At 59.0% G+C, this 17,076-nt stretch carries 16 protein-coding genes and 2 rRNA genes (1 of these 18 cut by a window edge); 13 read left to right on the forward strand and 5 right to left on the reverse strand.

All coding sequences use genetic code 11. The features are described from left to right. The 9 genes from ACZ5RG_RS00780 to ACZ5RG_RS00820 all read left to right on the forward strand — a co-directional run. Window positions 1-1,404: ribosomal RNA gene (locus ACZ5RG_RS00780) — 23S ribosomal RNA — on the forward strand; it begins 1,476 nt to the left of the window's first position. Window positions 1,405-1,564: 160 nt separating this feature from the next. Then, window positions 1,565-1,677 (forward strand): 5S ribosomal RNA (gene rrf / locus ACZ5RG_RS00785). A 213-nt stretch (window positions 1,678-1,890) separates the two neighbouring features. Next, window positions 1,891-4,224 (forward strand): bifunctional salicylyl-CoA 5-hydroxylase/oxidoreductase, encoded by a 2,334-nt coding sequence (locus ACZ5RG_RS00790; protein WP_464447549.1) that lies wholly within the window; start codon window positions 1,891-1,893, stop codon window positions 4,222-4,224. Between the two features lies 1 nt (window position 4,225). Next, a complete protein-coding gene (locus tag ACZ5RG_RS00795; RefSeq protein WP_464447550.1) occupies window positions 4,226-5,014 on the forward strand; it encodes an SDR family NAD(P)-dependent oxidoreductase in 789 nt (262 codons plus the stop codon). After that, window positions 5,011-5,532 carry a MarR family winged helix-turn-helix transcriptional regulator gene (locus ACZ5RG_RS00800; protein WP_464447551.1) on the forward strand — a complete coding sequence of 174 codons (522 nt, stop codon included), beginning with the start codon at window positions 5,011-5,013 and terminating at the stop codon, window positions 5,530-5,532. Before ACZ5RG_RS00795 ends, ACZ5RG_RS00800 begins: the two co-directional genes overlap by 4 nt. After that, window positions 5,529-6,389: an enoyl-CoA hydratase family protein gene (locus tag ACZ5RG_RS00805; RefSeq protein WP_464447552.1), complete on the forward strand. Its 861-nt coding sequence runs from the start codon at window positions 5,529-5,531 to the stop codon at window positions 6,387-6,389. The genes ACZ5RG_RS00800 and ACZ5RG_RS00805 overlap by 4 nt, the downstream gene beginning before the upstream one ends. A gap of 3 nt (window positions 6,390-6,392) precedes the next feature. Continuing rightward, the gene (locus ACZ5RG_RS00810) at window positions 6,393-7,577 is read left to right on the forward strand and encodes an acyl-CoA dehydrogenase family protein (protein WP_464447553.1); all 1,185 of its coding nucleotides are present in this window, start codon (window positions 6,393-6,395) and stop codon (window positions 7,575-7,577) included. Window positions 7,578-7,772: 195 nt separating this feature from the next. Next, window positions 7,773-9,431 (forward strand): AMP-binding protein, encoded by a 1,659-nt coding sequence (locus ACZ5RG_RS00815; RefSeq protein WP_464448166.1) that lies wholly within the window; start codon window positions 7,773-7,775, stop codon window positions 9,429-9,431. Between the two features lie 51 nt (window positions 9,432-9,482). Beyond that, window positions 9,483-9,878, forward strand: coding sequence for a RidA family protein (locus ACZ5RG_RS00820; RefSeq protein ID WP_108406922.1), 396 nt, complete (start codon window positions 9,483-9,485; stop codon window positions 9,876-9,878). Window positions 9,879-10,155: 277 nt separating this feature from the next. On the opposite strand, the gene ACZ5RG_RS00825 is transcribed toward ACZ5RG_RS00820, so the two are convergent. The 5 genes from ACZ5RG_RS00825 to ACZ5RG_RS00845 form a co-directional block, all read right to left on the reverse strand. Beyond that, window positions 10,156-10,647 (reverse strand): hypothetical protein, encoded by a 492-nt coding sequence (locus tag ACZ5RG_RS00825; protein ID WP_464447554.1) that lies wholly within the window; start codon window positions 10,645-10,647, stop codon window positions 10,156-10,158. A 221-nt stretch (window positions 10,648-10,868) separates the two neighbouring features. Beyond that, window positions 10,869-11,021 carry a helix-turn-helix domain-containing protein gene (locus tag ACZ5RG_RS00830; protein ID WP_464447555.1) on the reverse strand — a complete coding sequence of 51 codons (153 nt, stop codon included), beginning with the start codon at window positions 11,019-11,021 and terminating at the stop codon, window positions 10,869-10,871. 2 nt (window positions 11,022-11,023) lie between these two features. After that, window positions 11,024-11,161: a hypothetical protein gene (locus ACZ5RG_RS00835; RefSeq protein WP_464447556.1), complete on the reverse strand. Its 138-nt coding sequence runs from the start codon at window positions 11,159-11,161 to the stop codon at window positions 11,024-11,026. A 19-nt stretch (window positions 11,162-11,180) separates the two neighbouring features. Then, the gene (locus ACZ5RG_RS00840; protein WP_464447557.1) at window positions 11,181-11,636 is read right to left on the reverse strand and encodes a MarR family winged helix-turn-helix transcriptional regulator; all 456 of its coding nucleotides are present in this window, start codon (window positions 11,634-11,636) and stop codon (window positions 11,181-11,183) included. Next, on the reverse strand, window positions 11,633-12,193 hold the full coding sequence (locus ACZ5RG_RS00845; RefSeq protein ID WP_464447558.1) for a flavin reductase family protein: 561 nt from the start codon (window positions 12,191-12,193) through the stop codon (window positions 11,633-11,635). The genes ACZ5RG_RS00840 and ACZ5RG_RS00845 overlap by 4 nt, the downstream gene beginning before the upstream one ends. A gap of 98 nt (window positions 12,194-12,291) precedes the next feature. On the opposite strand from ACZ5RG_RS00845, the gene ACZ5RG_RS00850 reads away from it, so the two are divergent. From ACZ5RG_RS00850 to ACZ5RG_RS00865, 4 genes are read left to right on the forward strand one after another with little or no spacing between them, the layout of a single operon-like run. Beyond that, window positions 12,292-13,365 carry a 2,5-dihydroxypyridine 5,6-dioxygenase NicX family protein gene (locus tag ACZ5RG_RS00850; protein ID WP_298600040.1) on the forward strand — a complete coding sequence of 358 codons (1,074 nt, stop codon included), beginning with the start codon at window positions 12,292-12,294 and terminating at the stop codon, window positions 13,363-13,365. After that, window positions 13,362-14,159 (forward strand): alpha/beta fold hydrolase, encoded by a 798-nt coding sequence (locus ACZ5RG_RS00855; protein WP_464447559.1) that lies wholly within the window; start codon window positions 13,362-13,364, stop codon window positions 14,157-14,159. The genes ACZ5RG_RS00850 and ACZ5RG_RS00855 overlap by 4 nt, the downstream gene beginning before the upstream one ends. Continuing rightward, the gene (locus ACZ5RG_RS00860; RefSeq protein WP_464447560.1) at window positions 14,156-15,424 is read left to right on the forward strand and encodes an acyl-CoA dehydrogenase family protein; all 1,269 of its coding nucleotides are present in this window, start codon (window positions 14,156-14,158) and stop codon (window positions 15,422-15,424) included. The genes ACZ5RG_RS00855 and ACZ5RG_RS00860 overlap by 4 nt, the downstream gene beginning before the upstream one ends. Continuing rightward, window positions 15,424-16,986 (forward strand): class I adenylate-forming enzyme family protein, encoded by a 1,563-nt coding sequence (locus ACZ5RG_RS00865; protein ID WP_464447561.1) that lies wholly within the window; start codon window positions 15,424-15,426, stop codon window positions 16,984-16,986. The genes ACZ5RG_RS00860 and ACZ5RG_RS00865 overlap by 1 nt, the downstream gene beginning before the upstream one ends. The last annotated feature ends 90 nt before the right edge of the window (window positions 16,987-17,076 follow it).

Here is a 17,076-nt window from a genome sequence, read left to right on the forward strand (position 1 = left end):
GGTAGGCAAATCCGCCGGGCTAAGATGAGGGGTGATAAGGAGTCTGCTTGCAGACGAACTGAGTGATACCCTGCTTCCAGGAAAAGCCACTAAGCTTCAGCTTGTAATTGACCGTACCGCAAACCGACACTGGTGCGCGAGATGAGTATTCTAAGGCGCTTGAGAGAACTCAGGAGAAGGAACTCGGCAAATTGATACCGTAACTTCGGGAGAAGGTATGCCCCTATTAGGTGAACTTGAACAAAGGGAGCCGAACGGGGTTGCAAAAAATCGGTGGCTGCGACTGTTTAATAAAAACACAGCACTCTGCAAACACGAAAGTGGACGTATAGGGTGTGACGCCTGCCCGGTGCTGGAAGATTAAATGATGGGGTGCAAGCTCTTGATTGAAGTCCCAGTAAACGGCGGCCGTAACTATAACGGTCCTAAGGTAGCGAAATTCCTTGTCGGGTAAGTTCCGACCTGCACGAATGGCGTAACGATGGCCACACTGTCTCCTCCTGAGACTCAGCGAAGTTGAAATGTTTGTGATGATGCAATCTCCCCGCGGAAAGACGGAAAGACCCCATGAACCTTTACTGTAGCTTTGTATTGGACTTTGAACAGATCTGTGTAGGATAGGTGGGAGGCTTTGAAGTGCGGTCGCTAGATCGCATGGAGCCAACGTTGAAATACCACCCTGGTGTGTTTGAGGTTCTAACCTAGGTCCATTATCTGGATCGGGGACAGTGCATGGTAGGCAGTTTGACTGGGGCGGTCTCCTCCCAAAGCGTAACGGAGGAGTTCGAAGGTACGCTAGTTACGGTCGGACATCGTGATAATAGTGCAATGGCATAAGCGTGCTTAACTGCGAGACTGACAAGTCGAGCAGATACGAAAGTAGGACATAGTGATCCGGTGGTTCTGTATGGAAGGGCCATCGCTCAACGGATAAAAGGTACTCTGGGGATAACAGGCTGATACCGCCCAAGAGTTCATATCGACGGCGGTGTTTGGCACCTCGATGTCGGCTCATCTCATCCTGGGGCTGTAGCCGGTCCCAAGGGTATGGCTGTTCGCCATTTAAAGAGGTACGTGAGCTGGGTTTAAAACGTCGTGAGACAGTTTGGTCCCTATCTTCCGTGGGCGCTGCAGATTTGAGGAAGCCTGCTCCTAGTACGAGAGGACCGGAGTGGACACACCTCTGGTGTATCGGTTGTCACGCCAGTGGCATTGCCGAGTAGCTAAGTGTGGAAGAGATAACCGCTGAAAGCATCTAAGCGGGAAACTCGTTTCAAGATGAGATCTGCCGGGGCCTTGAGCCCCCTAAAGAGTCGTTCAAGACCAGGACGTTGATAGGTCAGGTGTGGAAGCGCAGTAATGCGTTAAGCTAACTGATACTAATTGCTCGTGAGGCTTGACCCTATAACTTTGATCACACGTCGCAAGATGTGCATTGGTCAAGGAAGTTATGCCAAGTTGACGCATTCAAAAAAAGGCCGAAAGGCTGGCTGAAAAGCCGAAATCTGATTCGAAACTCTATGAATTCGTTGTCTTGATTTGATCAAGATGACACCAAGTTATGCCTGATGACCATAGCAAGTTGGTACCACTCCTTCCCATCTCGAACAGGACCGTGAAACGACTTAGCGCCGATGATAGTGCGGATTCCCGTGTGAAAGTAGGTCATCGTCAGGCTTCTAACAGCCCAAAACGCCTCACCGTTCGGTGGGGCGTTTTGCTTTGTGCAAAGCATTTTCATCTGCACCCATCTGCACCCTCCACCATTCTGTTTCTACCGAGCAAGGGTTATCACCGGCTTGCGGTGATCTTATTTTGCTTAAATACTTGAGGCTTCAAATATATTGACGTCAACCAGTAGGCTGTGCTCTCACAGCAGGGAGTGTGGACATGAAAATTGTTTCTATTGGGGGTGGGCCCTCGGGTTTGTACTTTGCCTTGTTGATGAAGAAACTGGGGCCCCACCACGACATCACGGTGGTTGAGCGCAACAAGCCCTACGACACCTTTGGATGGGGTGTGGTGTTTTCAGACCAAACGCTGGTGAACATGCGGGAGTGGGACGTAGAGACTGCCAATGAGGTGCAGCAGGCCTTTAACCATTGGGACGACATCGAGCTCCATTTCAAGGACAAGGTGATCAGATCCGGCGGTCACGGTTTTGTGGGCATAGGGCGCAAGAAGCTGCTCAATATCCTGCAGGCGCGATGTGAACAGCTGGGTGTCAAGTTGCTGTTCGAGCAGGATGTGCAGTCTGACTTGGATTTTCCGGATGCCGATTTGGTCATTGCCAGCGACGGCATTAATTCGCGTGTTCGTAGCCGATTGCCCGCAGTCTTTCAGCCTGACATCGTGACAAGGCCCAACCGCTTTATCTGGCTTGGAACCAATCGCCAGTACGACGCCTTCACCTTTTTGTTCGAGAAGACCGAACATGGGTGGTTTCAGGCGCATGTCTACAAATTCGACAACCAGACTTCGACCTTCATCGTGGAGTGTCCTGAGCATGTTTGGTTGGCGCATGGTTTGGACAAGGCCGATCAAGACGCGTCGATCGACTTTTGTGAAAAGCTTTTCGCTAAAAATCTGCAAGGCGAAAAGCTGATGACCAATGCGCGTCACCTGCGGGGCTCAGCATGGCTGAATTTTCAACGCGTGAAGTGTGCCAACTGGTCGCACTTCAATGGCAACAGTCATGTGGTGTTGATGGGCGATGCGGTACACACGGCGCACTTTGCGATTGGATCGGGCACTAAACTCGCGCTCGAAGATGCCATCGAATTGGTGCGGCAGTTCAAAGCGATTGGCGATACGGCAGACTGCGTTCCCCAAGTGCTCAAGCAATACCAAGCCGTCAGAGAGATCGATGTGATCCGACTCCAAAATGCAGCCTGGAATGCAATGGAATGGTTTGAGGTGTGTGGTGAGCGCTATTGCGATCAACTTGAGCCCGAGCAGTTCATGTATTCCATGCTGACCCGGAGCCAGCGCATCAGTCACGAGAATTTGCGATTGCGCGACAAGGCCTGGCTCGAAGGCTATGAAGCCTGGTTTGCAGCGCGCACACAGACGCCGGGTGTGCGACCCCCGATGTTCACGCCCTATACACAGCGCTCAGTCACACTGAAGAACCGTGTTGTGGTGTCGCCCATGGCGCAATACATGGCGCAGGAGGGGCGGGTGGGTGACGACCATTTGGTGCACTTGGGCGCACGGGCCATGGGAGGGGCCGGGCTTGTGATGGTGGAGATGACCACGCCCAGCGCGGATGGGCGCATCACACATGGCTGCCCCGGCCTCTGGAATGAGGCGCAAACCGCCGCTTTCAAACGCATCACCGACTGGGTGCACGAAAAAACCGACGCCAAAATCGGCTTGCAACTGGGCCACGCCGGCCCCAAAGGCTCAAGCTGCAGACCCTGGCAAGGTGCAGGCATGGACCAGCCTGTGCCCGCTGATGACCCAGAAGGCAACTGGCCGCTGATGGCCGCATCAGCGATCGCGTATTTGCCGCAGAGTGCACTGCCCCGAGCCATGGACCGAGCCGACATGGACCGGGTCAAAGCGGACTTTGTGGCCAGCACGCAGCGCGCTGCGCAGGCGGGCTTTGATTGGCTGGAGCTGCACTGTGCGCACGGCTATTTGCTGTCCAGTTTCATCAGCCCGCTCACCAACCACCGCGCGGATGAATATGGCGGCTCACTGGACAAGCGACTGCGCTATCCACTTGAGGTATTTGAGGCCGTGCGTGCCGCATGGCCAGCGCATTTGCCCATGTCGGTGCGCATCTCAGCGCACGACTGGGTCGAAGGTGGCATCACACCCGCGGATGCGGTCGAGGTGGCGCGCGCCTTCAAAGCCGCTGGGGCCGACATGATCGATTGCTCGTCAGGGCAAGTCAGTGCACAGCAAAAGCCGACCTACGGGCGCATGTACCAGACCCCGTTTGCAGATCGCATTCGCCAAGAAGCGGGCATCGCCACCATCGCCGTGGGCGCGATATCAGAGGCGGACCACGTCAACAGCATCTTGGCGGCAGGCCGCGCCGACCTGTGTGCGGTGGCCCGGCCGCACCTGGCCAATCCGGCATGGACACTGACCGAAGCGGCACGCATCGGATTCAAAGACATCGCTTGGCCGCGTGCTTATGTCTCGGGCAAGGCGCAACTCGAAGCAGGCTTTGCCCGCGAACGTGCACAACAAACAGCCAGCAAAGGAGACTGAGATGCAAAACCGCCATGCCCTGATCACGGGTGCAGGCGCTGGCATCGGCGCTGCCATCGCCATGGCACTGGCGCGTGCGGGTTGCCGATTGACCCTGTGTGGCCGATCACAAGACAAATTGCAATCGCAAGCCGAGACTTTGCGTGCGCAAGTGCCTGAGCTGGCCATACTGATCGCGCCCATGGATGTCACGGACGAGAAGTCCGTGCAAGTCGCAGTGCAGCAGGCGCAGGTCCGTTTTGGCCCGGTCAATGTCTTGGTCAACAACGCAGGGCAAGCGCTGAGCCAGCCCTTTGGCAAAACCGATGCCGCGCTGTGGCAACACATGCTGAACGTCAACCTGACCGGCAGCTACCACTGCATCCAGGCCGTTTTGCCAGGCATGCTCGAAGCGGCGCAGACAGGAACGCCGGGTCGCATCGTCAACATCGCCAGCACAGCGGGACTCAAAGGCTATGCCTATGTGAGCGCCTATGTGGCGGCCAAGCATGGCGTGGTCGGCTTGACCAAAGCCTTGGCCTTGGAGCTGGCCCGCAAAGGCGTGACGGTGAACGCGATTTGCCCTGGCTACACCGAGACCGACATCGTGCGCGAAGCGGTGCAAAACATCGTCCACAAAACCGGCAAAAGCGAGTCGCAAGCACGGCAGACCTTGGCGGCCAGCAACCCACAGCAGCGGCTGGTGCAGGCAGACGAAGTGGCGCAAAGCGTGCTGTGGTTGTGTGCACAAGGCAGTGATGCCATCAACGGCCAAGCCATTGCCATCGATGGCGGGGAGATGGCGGGATGAGTGCCCACCCCCACACCGACATGGAAGTGCGAGCCCACGCCGACCACCATGCCTCGCTGCGCCTGTGGCTGCGCCTCTTGTCGGCCACCACACGCATGGAAGACACCATCCGGCAACGCTTGCGTGAGCAGTTTGGCATCACCTTGCCGCGCTTTGACCTGATGGCGCAGCTCGAGCGCGAGCCACAAGGCTTGTCGATGAGCGAGTTGTCGCGTCGCATGATGGTCACCGGCGGCAATGTGACCAGCATCGTGGACCAACTCGAAAAAGAACAACTGGTGCAACGCCAAGCCCAGCCGGGTGATCGGCGAGCCTACGCCGTGCACCTGACACCCGCTGGCCGCGACGTTTTCGCCGCGATGGCGATCGCCCACGAAAACTGGGTCGTCGAACTGATGTCGCCGCTGTCAGCGTCTGAACAAGAACAACTGCACCAACTGCTGGGGACACTCAAGACAGGCCCCATCAAGCCGCAGGCCAAAAGCCACCACACCGTCCTCACCCAGGAGAGCACATGAGCCCACGTCACCTGCCAGGCCAGCCGCATCAACTGCCGCGCCACAACCAACCCATGGCGGGCTATCTGCCTGAACATTTTTTGCTCTCAGTCAAAGAGGGTGTGGCCACCATCAGCCTGAACCGCCCGGAGCGCAAGAACCCTTTGTCGTTTGATTCGTATGCCGAGTTGCGCGATTTCTTCCGTGCATTGCCCTACGCACCCGACATCCACGCCGTGGTGATCACCGGAGCGGGCGGCAACTTTTGCTCGGGGGGCGATGTGCACGAAATCATTGGCCCGCTGACCAAGCTGGACATGCCGGGCCTGCTGGCCTTTACCCGCATGACGGGCGATTTGGTCAAAGCCATGCGCGCTTGTCCGCAGCCCATCATTGCCGCCATCGATGGCGTGTGCGCCGGCGCGGGCGCCATATTGGCCATGGCCTCGGATCTGCGTTACGGCACTGAGCGCAGCAAAACCTATTTCTTGTTCAACAAGGTGGGCTTGGCGGGCTGCGACATGGGCGCTTGCGCGCTCTTGCCGCGCATCATTGGGCAAGGACGCGCCAGTGAGCTGCTGTTCACCGGTCGCGGCTTGGGCGCATTGGAGGCTGAGCGCTGGGGTTTTTACAACCGTGTGTGCAGCACGGACGATGTGTTGGGCCAAGCGCAGACCATGGCCGCACAGCTGGTGTCAGGCCCCACCTTTGCCAATGGCATCACCAAGAAAATGTTGCAACAAGAATGGAACATGGGGGTGGACGAAGCCATTGAGGCCGAAGCCCAAGCCCAGGCCATCTGCATGGCCACCAACGATTTCCACAGGGCCTATCACGCCTTTGTGGCCAAGCAAACGCCCGTGTTTGAAGGGGACTGAACCATGACCGACCGTGCAACCAGTCACCCGGCTGAACTTGACTGGCCCTTTTTTGACGACAGTCACCGCGACTTCAAAGTGCGGCTGGACGCTTGGTGCAACGCGCACCTGGCCCACGCGCACCACGACGAAAGTCGCGATGCGGTGGACGCCGAATGCATTCGGCTGGTGCGCTTGTTGGGCGCAGGCGGCTGGCTCAAACATGCGGTGTCCGGTGTGGCCTATGGTGCCGCGTCCGATGTGATCGACACCCGTCAGCTGTGCCTGCTGCGCGAAACGCTTGCCTTTCACAACGGCCTGTCGGACTTTGCCTTTGCCATGCAAGGCTTGGGCACAGGCGCCATCAGCCTGATGGGCACAGCCGATCAAAAGCAGCGTTATTTGCCGCGCGTGGCATCCGGCCAAGCCCTGTCGGCCTTTGCCCTGAGCGAGCCCGATGCGGGCTCCGATGTGGCCGCCATGCAGTGCAGCGCCACGGCCACGGCAGATGGCTATGTGCTCAACGGTCGCAAGACCTGGATCAGCAACGGGGGCATTGCCGACTTTTATGTGGTGTTTGCCCGCACGGGTGAAGCGCCCGGCGCACGCGGTATCAGCGCCTTCATCGTCGATGCGGATACGCCGGGTTTGACGATCGAAGAGCGCATCGATGTGGTGGCCCCACACCCCTTGGCCACGCTCAATTTTGACAACTGCCCAGTGGCTGCGAACCAACGCATTGGCGAAGCGGGGCAAGGTTTCAAAGTGGCCATGGCCACGCTCGATGTGTTTCGCACCTCGGTGGCTGCAGCCGCTTTGGGCTTTGCGCGGCGTGCGCTGCACGAGTCCATCGCTTGGGCGCGTTCACGCCAGATGTTTGGCCAGAGCTTGGGAGATTTTCAGATCACCCAGACCAAGATCGCCCAGATGGCCACCATGTTGGATGCGGCCACGCTCTTGACCTACCGCGCTGCTTGGATGCGTGACCAAGGTGCTCGCATCACGCGCGAGGCGGCCATGGCCAAGCTGTGCGCCACCGAAAACGCGCAGCAAATCATCGACATGGCCGTGCAGATGCACGGCGGCATGGGGGTCAAAAAAGGCGTGATGGTGGAGTCGCTGTACCGCGAAATCCGGGCGCTGCGCATTTACGAAGGTGCGACAGAAGTTCAGCAACTGATCATCGGCAAGGACTTGTTGAAGGGCTGAGTTGCAAGCTTGTTGAGCAGTTGAGCGGCCAAGGGGCTTGGTGAGCTGTCGAGGCGCCCCGGGGGCGGGGGCCTCATGCTGCGGAGGTACGCAGAAATCGGCCCCCGCCCCCGGGGCCCCTCGACAGCGTGGTGCAGCGAGGGCTTCACAACAGAAATAAAAAATGGAGACAAGGACATGAAGGACTGGAACGAACTGCTGCCCAGCAGCCACACCGACACCTTTGCGCGTGACCGACTGCCGCCCAAAGACCAGTGGCCTGTGTTCATCGCCGACCGGCCCGAGTTGGATTACCCCGACCAGATCAACTGCGCGGTGGAGCTGGTGGATCGCCATGTGCAAGCTGGCCGGGGCGATCGCATCGCGCTGCATGGGGTGAGCGACTTCAACAAGGGCGGTGGCGACTTCAGTTGGACCTATGCGCAGTTGCAAGACAAGAGCCATCGCATCGCCCAGGTGCTGACCCAAGACATGGGCCTGGTGCCCGGCAACCGCATTTTGCTGCGCGGCGGCAACAGCCCCATGATGGCGGCTTGCTTGCTGGGCGCGCTCAAGGCGGGCCTGGTGGCGGTGCCCACCATGCCGCTGCTGCGGGCGGGCGAGTTGGCGCAGATCATCGACAAAGCGCAGGTCAGCGCCGCCCTGTGCGACAGCCTGCTGGCCGACGAACTGCAGCACTGCATGACGCCCGGCCACGCCAGCCACTCAGCCAGCTTGCAGCGGATGGTGCAGTTTCGCAGCGATGCCCCTGATGGCCTGGAGCAGCGCATGGCGCGGCAAAGTGGTGCGTACACCGCCCACCCCACCAGCCGCGACGATGTGTGCCTGATCGCGTTCACCAGTGGAACCACGGGCAAGCCCAAGGGCACCATGCACTTCCACCGCGATGTGCTGGCCATGTGCGACCTGTTCCCGCGCCACATCTTGCAGATGAACGAGAACGATGTGGTCTGCGGCACGCCGCCGATTGCCTTCACCTTCGGGCTGGGAGGGCTGTTGGCGTTCCCGCTGCGATTGGGTGCCAGCACCGTGCTGCTGGAAAAACACACACCAGACAGCTTGCTGCAAACCATTGCCAAGTACCGCGCCACGCAGTGCTACACCGCGCCCACCATGTACCGCCAGATGGCCCCTTTGGCCGCGCAGCACGACCTGCGCAGCTTGAAGCACCCTGTCTCGGCGGGTGAAGCCTTGCCCGACGCCACCCGCCAGTTGTGGAAGCAGGCCACGGGCCTTGAGATGACCGATGGCATTGGCGGCACCGAGGTGATCCACATCTACATCTCCAGCGCAGGCCAACAGGTGCGTGCTGGCAGCATTGGCCAGGTGGTGCCCGGTTATGAGGCGCAAATCGTGGGCGACGACATGCAGCCCGTGCCACCGGGCACCGTGGGCCGCCTGGCCGTGCGCGGCCCTACAGGCTGCAAATACCTGGCCGACCCGCGCCAACAAGACTATGTGAAAGACGGCTGGAACCTGCCCGGCGACACCTTCGTCATGGATGCCGATGGCTACTTCAGCTACCAAGCCCGCAACGACGACATGATCATCTCGGCGGGCTACAACATCGCCGGCCCCGAGGTGGAAGGCGCTTTGCTGCAACACCCTGCCGTGGCCGAATGCGGCGTGGTCGGCATGCCCGACGAAGACCGAGGCCAGATCGTGCACGCTTGTGTGGTGCTCAAACCCGGCCACATAGGCGATGCCGCCATGGAAAAAGCCTTGCAGGAACACGTCAAGCAAAGCATTGCCCCCTTCAAGTACCCGCGCAAAGTGGTCTTCATGGAGGCCCTGCCCCGCACCGAAACCGGCAAGCTGCAACGCTTCAAGTTGCGACAAATCTCAAGCCACTGATTTTGCGGGGCCGGCCTTTCGCACAGCCCCCACTGAACCCAAGGAAAACACATGTTCAATGTTTTGCAACCCGAAGGATGGGCTCCCGCCAAAGGCTACGCCAACGGCATCGAAGCGCGTGGCCGCATGGTGTTTGTGGCCGGCATGATCGGTTGGAACGGCCAAGCCCAATTCGAGACCGACGACTTTGTGGCGCAATGCCGGCAGGCCTTGCAAAACATCGTCGACACGCTGGCCTGTGCTGGCGCTGGCCCCCAGCACATGGCCCGCATGACTTGGTACGTCAAAGACAAAAAAGAATACCTCGCACGCGGCCGCGAGCTGGGCAAGGTCTATCAGGAAGTCATTGGCAAAAACTACCCGGCCATGACGTTGGTGCAGGTGGCCGATCTGGTCGAAGACCGGGCGCTGGTCGAGATCGAGGTCACGGCGGTGGTGCCGGATTGAGTGGGTTCGCGCCTGAATTGTTAGTGAAAGCGTCGCTGATCGGTGGGCTGCTCCGCTCACGCTAAATGTAGGTAATTGACGGTTTGTGATTCCAATGCCCAATTACGCTTGACTCACCCGGCGCCTCGCAGTGGCGACGGCTAATGGCAATAGGGTAGTAAAAAACGAACGCGAGACCAAAGCTATCGCGTGTGTTCGTGTGGCTCAAAACAAGTTGACAGACGTCAATCGAAAGCCTTAAATTCTCCGGCGGCTTATTGCCGCAAAAGGCGAAGAATCAAACAGGTTTGCCATGATGGGAATTCCAAATTTCTTGCTCGGTATCAGTTCCGTGAGCAAAGTTTTCTGGGGGTGCCCATTCGTCGGCGGCAAGCTCTTTCCATTCTTCTTCGCTCAGTTTTTCAAGCACGGCATCATATATAGACATTAATATTTTTATTGAATAGTAATTTGATTCGTATGTGTATTTGTGAGGAATAATTTTATGATCCTCTCGAATAATCGATTCAATTGCGTCATGAGAATTTTTTCCATCTTCAATTTTTGAATTTACTCTTTTTAAATTCTTCTTGACAATAAATCTATACAAATCAAATCTGCTGCTCTCGATGTGAACGATATCGTGTAATTCTGTGCCAATCTTTATAAAAATATCAGATTGTTTTTTATGATTTTCTGCCAGTACTAGGTCGATAGCTTCTAGCATCGATATATAGTCAGATGCTGTAAGTAAAACAGTACATTTCACCGATTGGAAATTTTTTCGCATTGGTTAGGTTCCATGTTTTCAGTTTTGTGATGATAGATCCATTTCTGGCATTGACGTATCAAACAGCAAGGCGAGGCCATTACCAATACCATGATAGAGCGATTGACCTACACCTTAACGAGCTTGGTTCAGTACTTGGTGGTGATGAGGCTAACCAGCTTGGTCGCGGGGAGGTGCTTAGAGTTGAACCGTTGCCTTGCCGAAGAATTGTGCAGGTTGTTTTATTGAAATGCTTGCAACATCGCTGTTGGATTGCGATCAATCACGTTGAAAAATATCAGTGATGCGCCGCAGGGAGCGCGGTCGCCACGCTGCCAATCACGCAGCGTGGTGACTGAAAAACCAAAGTGAGCTGCAAACTGTTCTTGAGTCATGTTCAGTCGCTTTCGCTGGTCGATACATTGACGGCATAAGGCTGGTACGGCTTCGCGCCAGTGGTTTCTGTGTCTTTGGTCTTGGCATGTGCAATGGCTTCAGTCAAGCCTTGTTTGATGCTTTTGAATGCGTTGTTCATGTGTGTTTCCTTTCGCGATTCAAACCAGATTTTCGCCAGCACCGGTATGCGCCTCAATCAAGCTCTCCAACATGAGCTTGAGTTGATGCGCCGGGTCCGACCCCAAAGCTGACACCACCTGCGCTTCGTGCGCTTTGGCTTGCTTCAGCAAGGGCTGAACTTTGCGCCGACCTGCGGGAGTGAGGCTGACTAGGCTTTGGCGTTTGTCGTGTGCGGCGTCGCAGCGCTTGACCCACCCGGCGTCTTGCATGCGGCCCACCAGCTTGGTCACGGTGGGTTGTTTGGCCAGCACGATGCTGGCGAGTTCGTTGATGCTCAAACTGTCTTTGCCCGACAGGCTGGCCATCACGCGCCATTCCATCAGGCTCAGGCCACTGGCCTCGACCACGGCATGGAATTCGCTCGAAATCAAATGGCTGGCGCGTGCCAACAAATAGGCCAGGTAGTCGTCTACAAAGCCTGCCGAGTGGGTCATGTCAGCGGGTGGGGCAGAGGTGTGGTGGTGCTGAACTGACCGCCCTGGTAAACGAGTGGGGCCGAGCTATCGCTGAAGCCGCAGCGTTCTACCTCGCCCACAAAAATCACATGGTCGCCTTCTTCGTGGCGGCTGCGGTTGTGGCATTCAAACCAGGCCAGAGCGCCTTTCAAAATGGGCAGTCCGGCTTGCCCCAAGGTGTAAGCGGTGTCGGCAAACCGGTCGCCTTTGCCATAGGCAAAGCGATTGCACAAGTCGAGCTGGTCTGCGGCCAGCACATTCACCACATAGTGCGTGCCCGCATGAAACAGCGGCAGGCTGCTGGCCCGGTGGCCCAGGCTCCACAGCACGAGCGGCGGCGTGAGCGACACCGAATTGAACGAGCTGGCCGTGATGCCCACAAAGCTGCTGCTGGCCGAGTCGCCTTTTTGTGCGCCTGGCGCAAAGGTGGTGATGACGGTCACGCCAGTGGCAAAGCGCGACAGGGCTTGCCTGAAATGAGGCGTTTCAAAGTCAGGGCTCAGCGGCTGAATGGACGGCGGTGGATTGGGGCGCATAGGGTCATTATGGATGAGTTTACATGAATATTCATATAAACTGTTTGGCAAGAGGTCGGGTGCGTCGTGCACCCCACCCGTCTGTTCAGGAGGCCTGCATGTTGGTGGAAAAGATCGAACACAAATGGTTGGCGGCGTTTGTCCGCACCTTCACCTTGTGCAAAGTGCAGCCCGGCGAAGTGGTGGCCATTTTGGCCGAAACGCAGTCGCGGCGCGTGAACGTCGACCTTGCCCGTCTGGCCTTGGAGGGCATGGGCGCCAAAGTGTTTGAAGTCACGCTCACCACGCCCGCGCTGACCGCGCCTGCGCCCGTCCGCTCCACCGGGGCCAGCGACGCCATTGCGCAGCTCAGCCCGGTGGTGGCCGCGCTGGCCCGTGCCGATATGGTGGTTGATTGCACAGTGGAGGGCCTGTTGCATGCGCCCGAGTTACCGACCATCATGAAAGGCGTTGATGGGCACATGCCTCGCTTGCTGATGGTGTCCAACGAGCACCCTGAAATATTGGAGCGCACCGTGCCCGACCCGGCGCTGGAAGGCGTTGTGCGTTCGGCCATGAAGAAGCTGCGCAGCGCACAGCAAATGCACGTCACCTCCAAAGCCGGAACCGATTTGCGCGTCAGTTTGAACAAAGCCGTGGTCGGCGGCGTGTGGGGCTTTTGCCCCAAGCCGGGCATGGTCTCGCACTGGCCTGCGGGCCTGGCGCTAGCCTTCCCGGCGGCGGGCAGTGTCAATGGCACCTTGGTCATGGCCCCCGGCGATGTGAACCTGACCTTCAAAAGCTATTTGCGCGACACGATCCGCCTGACGATCGAAAACGACAGCGTGATTCAGATCGAGGGCGAAGGGGTGGATGTGGACATGATGCGCGGCTATTGGAAAGCTTGGGAGGACGCAGAGGGCCACCGCGCCGCCTATGCGGTCTCGCATGTGGGCTTTGGCCTGAACCCCGCTGCGCGTTGGGATGCCATGGCTTTTTATGACAAGCGCGACTGCAATGGCACTGAGCTGCGTGCTTTTGCGGGCAACTTTTTGTATTCGACCGGGGCCAACGAAGTCGCGGGACGCCACACGCTGGGTCACTTTGATTTGCCCATGCGCGGCTGCACCATCCGGCTTGACGACACGGTGGTGGTCGATGCGGGCCAAGTCGTGAGCGCGGCACTGGCATGAACGCGCCTGCATTCACCGATCGGGGCTTGCCCACCCAGCCCGCCGTGGTGTTCTTGCATGGCGTGGGCGGTGGCCGACACGGCTGGGCAGCGCAGCAATCGCATGTGGCTGCAATGGGTTGGCGCAGCTTGGCCTGGGACATGCCCGGTTATGGCGACAGCGCCATGGTCAGCCCATATGACTTTGCGCACTTGGCGCAAGCCCTGTGGCAAATGCTGGACGCAGCGCACATCGACCAAGCTGTGTTGGTGGGCCACAGCATGGGGGCCATGGTGGCCCTGCAAGCTTGGACGCAAGCACCCGAGCGGATCAGTGGCTTGATGCTGGCGGCCAGCAGCCCGGCGTTTGGCCACAGCGACGGTGATTTTCAAAAACAGTTTTTGGCGCAACGCCTGGCCCCTTTGGAGGCCGGAAAAACCATGGGCGACATTGCAGACATGCTGATCCCCACCATGGCCGCACCCGGTGGCGATGCCGCCCACTTGATTCCCGCCAAACTGAAGTCGGCGCACCAAAGCATGTCTGCCGTGCCGCCTGCCACCTACCGCGCCGCTTTGCATGCGCTGGTGCAGTTTGAGCAACGCGCTGCGTTGCCCACCCTCACCGTGCCCGTGCTGTGCCTGGCCGCAGCGCACGACCGCACGGCCCCACCCGCCGTGATGGAACGCATGGCGCAAAAGATCCCCGGTGCGCGGTACGCCTGCCTGGCTGGCGCAGGGCACTTGTTGCACTGCGAGCAGCCCGAGGCGTTTAACGCCGAACTGGAACAATTTCTGAAGGACGTGAAACCATGAGTGCAGAGCAAGACAAAACCCCGTCAACCGCCATGCCGATCTGTGGCGACGACTATCCCCTGACCGCGAAACAGCAAAAGCTGATGGCCTTGGCCCGTCAGCTGGGCCGCGACAAATTTGCCCCGCGTGCCGCGCAGCTCGACCGCGATGCTCAGTTCCCCTTTGCCAACTACGATGACATGCGCGATGCAGGTTTGCTGGCGCTGTGCGTGCCCGAAGCGCATGGTGGCCACGGTGCCGACTACGCCACTTATGCCATGGTGTCGGCCGAAATTGGGCGTTACTGCGGCGCCACCGCGCTCACCTTCAACATGCATGTCTGCACCATGCTTTGGAGCGGCTTGTTGTCTGAAGACCTGGAGATGACACCCGAGCAACGCGCCATTCACCGCATGCACCAGGCCACGCACTTTGCCCGCGTAGTGAAAGACGGTGCGATTTATGCCCAGCCCTTTTCAGAAGGCGGTGCCGCAGCGGCGGGTGCTCAGCCATTTGGCACCATCGCCGTCAAGGTCGAGGGCGGCTGGAAGATCAATGGCAAAAAAATCTTCGCATCCCTGTCTGATGCGGCTGACTTTTTTGGTGTGCTGTGCACCGAGAAAAAAGAGGGCGCCGACCTCTCGCGTCGCGACACACTCTATCTGGCCGTGCCCCGCACCGCGCCGGGCCTTACGGTGGAGGGCGACTGGGATCCGCTGGGCATGCGTGCCACGGTGTCGCGCAACCTGCTGTTCAAAGACGTGTTCGTGCCCGACGACGCGGCGCTCATGCCGCAGGGCTTGTACTTCCAGGCCGCCAGCCGCTGGCCGCACATGTTCATGACGCTTTCGCCCACTTACATGGGCATCGCGCAAGCGGCTTACGACTTCACGGTGGCTTACCTGCGTGGCGAAATTGCGGGCACCGGACCTGTCAAGCGCCGCCAGTTTGCCACCAAGCAGATTGCTTTGGCCGAGATGTTCATCAAGCTCGAACAAACCCGCAATCTCTTTTTGCGCGCGATCGAAGATGCCAAGGTCGACCCCAGCAAATCCGCCCGACTGAGGGCCTACGCTGCGCAGTACACCATCATGGAAAACGCCCAAGACATCGCCCGTTTGGCGATCCGCACTTGCGGCGGTCAGTCCATGCTCAAAAGCCTGCCGCTGGAGCGCTTGTACCGCGATGCACGCTGCGGTTCGCTCATGCTGCCCTGGACGGCCGAGCTGTGCTTGGACCGCATCGGCCGCGAAGCCTTGTACGAAGCTGGCGAAAAAGACGAATGATGTCGGACCACGAGACCAGCCCCATCGCGGCCCGATTTGCGCAACTGGCGCAAACGCACGGCGCACAGGCGGCCATGACTTTTCGGGGTGACGCGCGCAAGCCTGACGGCACTTTGGCCTATGACTTCGCCAAGTTCTGGCGGCGTGTCGAACGCGTCACCGCGCACTTGCAGTCCACCTGGGGCGTGCAAAGCGGTGAGCGGGTGGCCTGGTTGGGCTTTAACCACGAGTTGCAACTGGTCACGTTGGTGGCCTGTGCCCGACTGGGGGCGATTTTTTTGCCGCTGAACTTTCGCCTGGCGGTGCCCGAGTTGCAGCAAGTCATGCAGGACGCCCAGCCGCGCCTGTTGGTGCACGACACCCACCATGCCGACACGGCCCAGGCCCTGCATGCCCCTGGGCTACAGCACACCCAACATGACACGCTGATCGCCACCGCATCGCCACGCGCACTGCCACGGTCCGAAATGCACAGCGACATGCCCTTGCTCTTGGTCTACACCTCGGGTACCACGGGCGAACCCAAAGGGGCGGTGCACACGCAAGCCGCCCTGATGGCCAATGCCCGTGCCAGTGCATGGGCGCATGACTTTCGCCGTGCGGGGGCGAACCCCAATGTGCCCGGCGACAAGTTGCTGTCCACGCTGCCCATGTTCCATGTGGGGGGGCTGTGCATCCAGACCTTGCCCGCGCTGCTGTCGGGCGTGGAGGTGGTGCTGCACGCGCGCTTTGACCCCTCGGCCTGGTTGGATGAAATGGCCATCAGCCAACCCACGTTGTCGCTGTTGGTGCCCGCCACCATGCGTGCGCTGTTTGACCACCCGCGCTGGGCCAGCACATCGCTGGCCTGTTTGCGCGGCATCATGACCGGTTCGTCCACTGTGCCTGTGGCCTACCTCGAAACACTGCACGCACGCGGTGTGCCGGTGGGGCAGGTCTATGGCACCACCGAGACGGGCCCTGTGTCCATCGTGCTGCGACTGCCAGACGCTGTGGCCCGCGTGGGTGCTTCGGGTTGGCCGCAGCCCGAGGCGCAGGTCAAACTGATCGACACACGGGGGCAAGAAGTCGGCTCCGGTGAGACGGGTGAAGTCTGCGTCCGCGCGCCCAATCTCATGCGCGGGTACTGGCATCCGAACGGGCAAAGTGGCGTGGGTCTGCAAGACGGCTGGTTCCACTCCGGCGACCTCGGTCAGCGTGCGCCAGACGGCTGCATTACCATCGTGGGCCGCAGCAAAGACATGGTGATTTCGGGCGGCGAAAACATTTACCCGGCAGAAATTGAAAATCAGCTCGTGACCCTGCCGGGCGTCGCCGAATGCGCCGTGGTTGGTCTGGCCGATGTCCGTTGGGGCGAGGTGCCGGTGGCTGTGTTGGTGCGCAGCGCCGATGCTTTGGGGCAAGGGCTCACGCCCGAAGCGGTGCTGTTGCACCTGCAAAGCCGCATCGCCCGCTTCAAGTTGCCACGGCGAGTGGTCTTCATGGACACCTTGCCCAAAAGCGCCTTGGGCAAAGTGCAAAAGCCCGCCTTGCAGGCCCTTTTGACCGGGACAAACCCTTAAAACAGGCTCTTTTCTTCGCCTGTGCGACAGCGTATCCGTGGGTGAGTGGCATCATGTTTTGCACACATTGCCAGGAGACAAACATGGTTC

This window comes from Limnohabitans sp. TEGF005 (assembly GCF_055394835.1).

Bases quoted from the DNA above. Each gene is read 5' to 3' on its own strand.
- ACZ5RG_RS00835 (WP_464447556.1), bottom strand. From the start codon at position 11,161: ATGAACAACGCATTCAAAAGCATCAAACAAGGCTTGACTGAAGCCATT.
- ACZ5RG_RS00850 (WP_298600040.1), top strand. From the start codon at position 12,292: ATGTTGGTGGAAAAGATCGAACACAAATGGTTGGCGGCGTTTGTCCGC.
- ACZ5RG_RS00865 (WP_464447561.1), top strand. From the start codon at position 15,424: ATGTCGGACCACGAGACCAGCCCCATCGCGGCCCGATTTGCGCAACTG.
- ACZ5RG_RS00820 (WP_108406922.1), top strand. From the start codon at position 9,483: ATGTTCAATGTTTTGCAACCCGAAGGATGGGCTCCCGCCAAAGGCTAC.
- ACZ5RG_RS00790 (WP_464447549.1), top strand. From the start codon at position 1,891: ATGAAAATTGTTTCTATTGGGGGTGGGCCCTCGGGTTTGTACTTTGCC.
- ACZ5RG_RS00805 (WP_464447552.1), top strand. From the start codon at position 5,529: ATGAGCCCACGTCACCTGCCAGGCCAGCCGCATCAACTGCCGCGCCAC.
- ACZ5RG_RS00855 (WP_464447559.1), top strand. From the start codon at position 13,362: ATGAACGCGCCTGCATTCACCGATCGGGGCTTGCCCACCCAGCCCGCC.
- ACZ5RG_RS00840 (WP_464447557.1), bottom strand. From the start codon at position 11,636: ATGACCCACTCGGCAGGCTTTGTAGACGACTACCTGGCCTATTTGTTG.
- ACZ5RG_RS00825 (WP_464447554.1), bottom strand. From the start codon at position 10,647: ATGCGAAAAAATTTCCAATCGGTGAAATGTACTGTTTTACTTACAGCA.
- ACZ5RG_RS00830 (WP_464447555.1), bottom strand. From the start codon at position 11,021: ATGACTCAAGAACAGTTTGCAGCTCACTTTGGTTTTTCAGTCACCACG.
- ACZ5RG_RS00810 (WP_464447553.1), top strand. From the start codon at position 6,393: ATGACCGACCGTGCAACCAGTCACCCGGCTGAACTTGACTGGCCCTTT.
- ACZ5RG_RS00800 (WP_464447551.1), top strand. From the start codon at position 5,011: ATGAGTGCCCACCCCCACACCGACATGGAAGTGCGAGCCCACGCCGAC.
- ACZ5RG_RS00845 (WP_464447558.1), bottom strand. From the start codon at position 12,193: ATGCGCCCCAATCCACCGCCGTCCATTCAGCCGCTGAGCCCTGACTTT.
- ACZ5RG_RS00860 (WP_464447560.1), top strand. From the start codon at position 14,156: ATGAGTGCAGAGCAAGACAAAACCCCGTCAACCGCCATGCCGATCTGT.
- ACZ5RG_RS00795 (WP_464447550.1), top strand. From the start codon at position 4,226: ATGCAAAACCGCCATGCCCTGATCACGGGTGCAGGCGCTGGCATCGGC.